General features: G+C 57.0%; 3 protein-coding genes. All 3 read right to left on the bottom strand.

Annotated elements, in window-relative coordinates; genetic code table 11:
• Window positions 1–594 precede the first annotated feature (594 nt).
• Window positions 595–1,362: a pantoate--beta-alanine ligase gene (locus WN73_RS12375; protein WP_271552979.1), complete on the bottom strand. Its 768-nt coding sequence runs from the start codon at window positions 1,360–1,362 to the stop codon at window positions 595–597.
• 346 nt (window positions 1,363–1,708) lie between these two features.
• Entirely contained in the window at window positions 1,709–3,196 is a 1,488-nt protein-coding gene (locus WN73_RS12370) for a pentapeptide repeat-containing protein (protein ID WP_271552978.1), read from the bottom strand.
• A 1,156-nt stretch (window positions 3,197–4,352) separates the two neighbouring features.
• Window positions 4,353–5,777: an MATE family efflux transporter gene (locus WN73_RS12365; protein WP_271552977.1), complete on the bottom strand. Its 1,425-nt coding sequence runs from the start codon at window positions 5,775–5,777 to the stop codon at window positions 4,353–4,355.
• Window positions 5,778–7,012: the final 1,235 nt, after the last annotated feature.

Below are 7,012 nucleotides of genomic sequence, written 5' to 3'. Positions count from 1 at the left end.
TCATCGACGTGTCCACCTTTGCTCGGCCACAATTGAGGCGGCAGGAGACGCCAGCTCGGCAAGATCGCCGGCATCAGGTTCAACGCGGCGGGGAACGGATGCCGCCGATCCTCATAAATGGCGCGCTTGGTTTTCTACGCCTCTGCCGGCGAGATCGCCAAGGGTGGCTGCGACGTCGCCGCGGCATGACAGAAGCTCCTTAAACTGCCGTTTTATTCCAGCATAAGCGGCCAGATATTCAGATATTCTGGACGCCGCGCTGTTTCGAGCGCGAAACTCGATGTCCCCCACTTTGTCCTCACCCCCATCACGCTACCGAAATTCCCTGACCCGTTCCAATCATTGGACTGCATCGGAATCACGGTTGAGATATCAACACGCCGCAGGAACTCGTCCAGTACCCTCTGAGCCTTATTCCGTCGGCCCTTGGACAAACCGGTTCAAACGAAGAGCCCTTTTTGAAGGCACCTCCGGGACGATAAGGATCGACCTCGGAAGGTCTTGAAGGCGCATTGCAAACGACTGAGCCGGAAGAGTTTTCTAAAAGCGTCATTCCTGATTGAGAGCCCAATGCGCGAACCGTCGCCGGTCTCTTCAAGCTCGCGACTGTGCACGGACGCCAGGATCCCAACTTTCGGGCAAATCGATCCATATATCTGCAGGACCATTCATAAGTGTATCCTGATCCGGCACATAGATATTATCAGGCACTCTGAGGCCGTGACCAACTGCGACTCCACTGATTATAAAGGGAAGCTCGATCTGCTTCTGATCTTCAAAGCTGTCCGCGGCAACAATTCGAAGAGATTCCAATTCAAACCCTCGGAATTTGATCAGCGGTTTTGCCGACTCTATCAGATCTTGGGCGCAAGACACACCCCGCGCGGCCTCTTTTCTCAAGTGGTTCAGCGCCACGAAGAGGGACGAAAGCTCGACGAGTTCGGACCGATTGAAGTGTCGCAGACGCGACGAAACAGGCACTCCGTTCCTGTATCGTACTGTCGGCACAAATCGTATCTCGCAATCAAGAAGCAGGTCCGCGACCGCCCGCCTGACCAGAAGAGCTTGTCCAATATCCTTTAAACCGAAATAGCTGCGAGATGGTCGCGCGAAACAGATCCAGCGGATGCATCCGGTGACACCTTCCTTTAGGAGCCCATGAGGCCCGTTCGCGCGCAGCGGATAATCCCCTTGAGACACAAAGGTCCGATATCCTGGCGGAAACATCTCCGCGTCGGTCGTCGAAATCACGGCAGAAGCGCCCGCTCCTAGCGCAAGCGCAATGTCATCCTCCAAATTGAACTCGTAGGCAGGACCTGGGCTAAGCTGAATCTTGTTCGGATAGACTGTGACAACGGCCACATCGTTCTCGACTGCGGCCCTTCTGATTAACTCCGCGGCCCCAGATGCAACGCACCTAAAGTGTGTACTGTGCCGATAGTTTGACCTTTTCTTGCGACGTCCGTAATGAAGGCCTTGCCAGCTGAAAGAGACGCTAGATGCATATTTCCTACTCCGACTTGTGATCGCTCAGCAGCCCTGCGGCTCGATCACCATGACGCGTGGTGAGAGCTACCTGCAATCAATCGCGCGGCGAATGAGCTCAGGCGCGCCTGAAGTTCCTCCACAGCGACGACGCATCGCGCCTCTCCATTTTCCTCCTCTGAGATGACAGCTGCCCCAGATCGTCATGCGTCTTTCCGCCCAATCAGCTCGATCCCTCTCGACCGCGCCTCATGAGCGATGAGAAATCATTCAGATACTCAGAAGGATCGCATTTCTGATCTTCCGTGCCCTTCAAAGCGGCCTGGAGCCCAGGACATCTGTCCGCAAAAAACGGCGGTTCAAACGTCGTTATCATTGCATCCGAGAAGTCGGTCTTTACAAAGCTTGCCTGGAAAGGCGCAATTCCACTCAAGTTAGCCTTGCAGAGCGACGATTGATTCATTCGAACGTATGCGGTACGGGCGGCTTCCAGGTTGCTGCCAGTCATTCCTGCCGCGATATATGCCTGAACAAGGTTGGCTCCCTCGAAATTGGCCCGATTCAAAGCCATGGACTGCGGAGGATCACCGGTAATCATTGAGCGATATAGGTACGCTTGTGAAAAATCTGAATCATCGATATCGCAATCGCGTATAGACGCGCATCGCGCACGAAAGCCGCGCAATTGGGCGGATCGCATCGTGCTCTCGATGATCGAAATGGCTTCCCCTGATGCGCGAGATAGATCAGCTCCATCGAGCTGGCAAGAACGAATGGATAGTCCATTCAACACCGCGCCGACGAGGTTGGCGTTGGCGAGGTTTACGGACAGAAGTCGCGCCTCCGATAGATCTGCCTCCTCAAGCTCCGCCTTCGCAAGATTTGAAAGGCTGAAATCCGCAAAGGGGGCGCTCAGCGCTTTGGCCCGAATGCGCCCGCTCGCCTTTGAAAGCCTGAAGTACGGGAGATGAGCGTTTTCCAGAACAAGATCATCGACCGAAGTGGGACGGACGATTGATAGAAACTCCCCCCTTGACTGCAAGAGCGAGCTGCCGGTCAAATGCGCCTTCGTCATCGTCACTTGGTTTAACTTGGCAAAATGGAAGGACGAGCAAGGCAGGTAGCATTCATTGATTGTCGATCCTTGCAGTTCGGCGCCATCAAAGACAGCCTGGGCCGCGTCACACTGATAAAAGAGGACGCCACTTAAGACGGCGTTGTCGAAACGCGTCCTTCTCATGCTGCAGCCGTGGAATAGGCTCCCTGTTGCATCGATGAGATTGCGCAAACTTGCATCATCGAAATTGCAGACCTGCGCGGCAATAGCATGCATATACGCAAAGTCGAGCTTGGCTCCGCGGAAACTTGCGCGCTCTAATCCCGGGCAAACAAGGTTAGCCTCTGACAGATCGGCTCCATCCAGCTTCGCTCCGTGAAGTTGAGAACGATTGAGGATGCATCGCCGCAACGGAAATCCGGATAGATCGTGACCGTTGAAGTTCTCGGAAGATAGGCGCAGGCCGATGCCGGTGTTCTTGATCGATTCCTCGGTTCGCTTTCCCACCGCAGCCAACGCGGACGCCCGATCACTGTTTCGGCTCCAGTAGCGGACAAAGTCACCATCTACTGAGGATTGGCTTATCGTCGTTGCACGGATTCCCAACTCCTCATGCACGCCGAAATGGCTGTTGGCGTCGATAGCTTGCGTCATTGTCGGCGTTTTCCATTCTCGATGACGAGCGCAGTTTCTCAGCCTCGTTTGCCCGGCGTTTCTTTGGATGGCCTGCCTGTTTCAGGTAGCCAAGTTTTGGCGCCTCAGAGCGCCGCTTGGGATTTCTTTCTGCGACACAAGCATCATCACTCATCAGGATGTAAATTACCTGATCGGCCCTTCTGGAATTGTGCCATCACGAACCGACATGCACGATAAGCCTAAGCAAGTTGTAGCAGACGGAGTTGTTCTCCCCACGACGTCGCCCTTCGGGTACTTAATCAGTGTGTCGACAGCCGAGCGAAAAACGCCGCAACTTGGGCTACCCTCGAGTCACGCAGCCGTGATGCACGTAGTCGGCCCTCACGACGCATTTCAATAGCAACGTCTGTGCCAGCCCTCATCTATCCTGAGTAGGCGTTGAATACGTGTCCAGAAACGGCGCTCGGCGGACGCCGCCAGATTTTTGTATGTGACAGGACTCGCCTCTCTGTCACAAACCGGACAATGGTTCGCAACGCTCGAAACGGCAAGTCCCGCTTGTTCTCTATGGCTTCGACCGCAAAGGGGATGTCCCTCTCCATGACGATCGAGTAATAGTTGCTTTAGGCGCATTCGTGAGATGTCGTACCATTGAGCCACAAATCGCCGCCTGCCTTCCGTTCCTCAGTTCTTCGTCCCGGCGACGCAGTTCCGTCCCGGAAATTCGCCGACAAAGTCGCGCCAGTTTCTGGGGGGCGAGTTGGGACTAGCAGTCCACATGAAGGGGCGTGAAATTGCATTGTAGATAAAGCTGTCGCTTTTTTCACCACGTCGGCAGTGCCGGATGGGCGTGAAGGGTGATGAGCGTGAAGAAGCGTTCGACCTTGTTGAGGCAGGAAGCATAGGCTTGTGATGTGCTAGCGCGGACTTCGGGCGCGCCCAGGTCCTGACCTTGGATGCTTGTGGGTGGCGTGGTTGTCGAGATGGATGTCAAGTTGGGCGGGCACAATAGTTTCGATGTGCCTTAGAAAGGCGCGCAACTCCTGGTGATTGCGTGGTTTAGCATTTCTTTCCGAATCGAACGGCTTGCCTCGGTATGAAGGCGGAGCGAACTCTTAAGTGGGTAGCCCCGCATTCCCGGATTCTCACTCGCCAATAACCGTGATTTACGCGATCAAGCGACGTCTCTGAGAGCACGCCCGCTCGCCAGCACTTGGAAACGCAGGACGAGGAGCCCCGCGTAGATGGTTGTCCCGATTGACAAGCCAATCCAGATACCAATCGCACCAAGCCCGATCTTCAAGCCAAGCACGTAGCCGAGTGAGAAGCCGATCAGCCAATAGGCGATGCCGACGAACAGAAGCGGCACCCGAGTGTCCTTCAGTCCGCGACCGCCCGCCGCAATGCTCTGCGCGGCATCAGTGACAAAAAAGCTCGCGGCGACCATAAGGAGCTCTGCAGTCAGTCCGATCGTCGCGTCGACATCTCCGGCCGATTTGTCCAGAAACAGCTCGGCGATCTCAAAACGCGCGACGATCACCGCAACTGTCAGCAAGGCAGCGATTAGGATACCCAGCAGCATCGCGACCAGGCCTGCCCGCTTGATGGCGGGACCGTCGTTGCGGCCGACCGTATGGCCAACGCGCACGGCCGCCGCCATGCTGATGCCGAAAGGGATCATGGATATAATCACGGTGATCTGAAGCGCAATCTGATGAGCAGCGAGTGCACTGGTGCTGATCAGGCCCGCCAGGAGCGCGGCAGCCGACAACACTCCGTACTGCATCAGGGAGGCGATTGAGATCGGAGTCCCGATCACGATCAGCTGTCGCAAGAAGGGCCAATCGAATTGCCAAAGATCTGCAAGCACGTGGTAGTCACGGAAAGGACGACGCATGGTGGCGAACCACAAACCGGCCAGGAACATCGCACAGTTCACCAGCGTGCTCGCAAGCGCCGCCCCGAACAGCTCAAGCCGCGGCAGCCCGAGCTTCCCATAGACCAGCAGATACACGAGCAGGGCGTTGAGGGGGATGGCCGCCAGCGTGATCCACGAGATCGGCTCCGGCCGGTTGACCGCTCCCATGAAATTACGGATGGCTTGCAGCCATAGCGCCGGCACCACGCCCAAGGCCAATCCGACTAGATATTGCTGGGCGAGCCGCGCCGCGTTTGGGGCCTGGCCGAAAGCGAGCAGTATTTGCTCTCCGCGAAACGCAAACGCTATGATCGGGAACGATAGCATCAGCGCCGCCCACAGCCCCGTGCGCAGCGCGCGCCGTACCATAGCAAGATTCCCGGCCGCATAGGCCTGCGCCGCCAAAGGTGCGATCGGCGCCAGCAGGCCCGCGCCAAAGGTGAAGCTGACGAGATAGAGCGTGACGGCCAGGGCGGCCGCCGCGAGTGCCTCAGGTCCGATGTGCCCGATAAAGGCAAGATCTGTCGTCATCATCGCGACCTGCGCAAGCTGGGTCAACACCATCGGCCACGCAAGCTTCACAGTTTCGCTGAGCTCGATAGTGAGGTGTTGGCTAGCCGCCCGTCTCGTCACTCCGTGCCACGAAGCTGATGCCGGTTCTGTTTCGACTATTTTGTCCATGGAAATCATGCTGCTCGGTTTGTCTCGGCCGCAAACGACTCTTGTTCCGCCGAGAGGATGCTCTTTCCCGCCCTGAATTCGCGATGGGCCTGCCGATGCGGAATCAGGCGGCCCGCTTGGGCAGCTGCGCCTCACGGAGGGGAAGCGCGCATCGGCTTGGGCTTGCCGTTGAGCTTGGGGTCTGGCCACTGCTCGCCCGCTGATGAGCGCCTTGATCAGTGCCTCCGCCAGTGCATCGACTTTTGGGCGTGTTTTAAGCGCAAAGAAGACGCGACAGGTGGCTGGCACGCAGAATGGTCGGTCATCGGCATAGCGCGATCGGTGCCGGCGCGAGCCGCGATCGCGGCTTGGTCGATCACGGTGGCGAAACCGCGCGCGAGCGCGCACTGAAACGGACAGTGGCGTTCGGGGAATCGAAATCGTACGCGAAGCATGAACTGAGAGGCGATCATCCCAAGAGCCCTGACTATGATTCCTTGAGCATGCGATGCTGGATGGCGGCTCCTTTTCAAGGCTCGTGCCAACTGCGAGAGCTTGATTTGGAAAAGCTATTTGCTCTAGCGGACGTGCTGGGGTCCGACAACATGTCGCAAATCTCACAGTCGGCATCAGAGACGAGCCCAAAGCGCGCAGACTTCGGCAATTTTTGCACCGCAGGAATCCCAACAGACGGACGCCGTACGACAACCTCTCCGAACTCACCAGCGCCCGAATCAGCTAGACTGAACGCTCGGCGCGAATGGCAGTAAACGGTGCACGCAATGACAAAAGCCTCGCTTGCTGAAGAGGATGTGGCCTCTATGCGTTTTCAATCGCCAAAGGTCTTAGCCCCGATTGTTGAAACCGCGTTCATCCCAGAGCATGGAAATAAACGCTCTTACGCGGGCGTCTTTAGACGCGGCTGAATGAACGATTGGCCGCTCCGCTGCGCGCAAGACTTGGGATGGCGGCGATCAAGCGTTTGGTGTAGTCGGAACGCGGATTGAGGAAAATCTCATCCCCGGTGCCGGTCTCGACGGGTGGCGACACCATTGCGTCGATGACGCACGTGTTGTGTCGGCGACCATTGCAGCCGCCCCGTGGGTCGGTCAAAACCCCCCGGGTATGGTCACTTGAAACTCCCCCACCTGATGATCACCGTCAGCGCCGCTGAACAGCGGTAGCCGGTCAGGCCGGACGTTTATTTTGGTCCCCTTTTATCCAGCAAGGGGACTGGGAGTTGAACGTCTTGAAGG

The organism is Bradyrhizobium sp. CCBAU 45394 (genome assembly GCF_028128655.1).
GTDB classification, from domain to species: domain Bacteria; phylum Pseudomonadota; class Alphaproteobacteria; order Rhizobiales; family Xanthobacteraceae; genus Bradyrhizobium; species Bradyrhizobium diazoefficiens.
This window is presented reverse-complemented; position numbering and strand designations above follow the sequence as displayed.

Coding starts and splice junctions, on each gene's coding strand:
- WN73_RS12370 (WP_271552978.1), bottom strand. CDS start 3,196: ATGACGCAAGCTATCGACGCCAACAGCCATTTCGGCGTGCATGAGGAG.
- WN73_RS12365 (WP_271552977.1), bottom strand. CDS start 5,777: ATGGACAAAATAGTCGAAACAGAACCGGCATCAGCTTCGTGGCACGGA.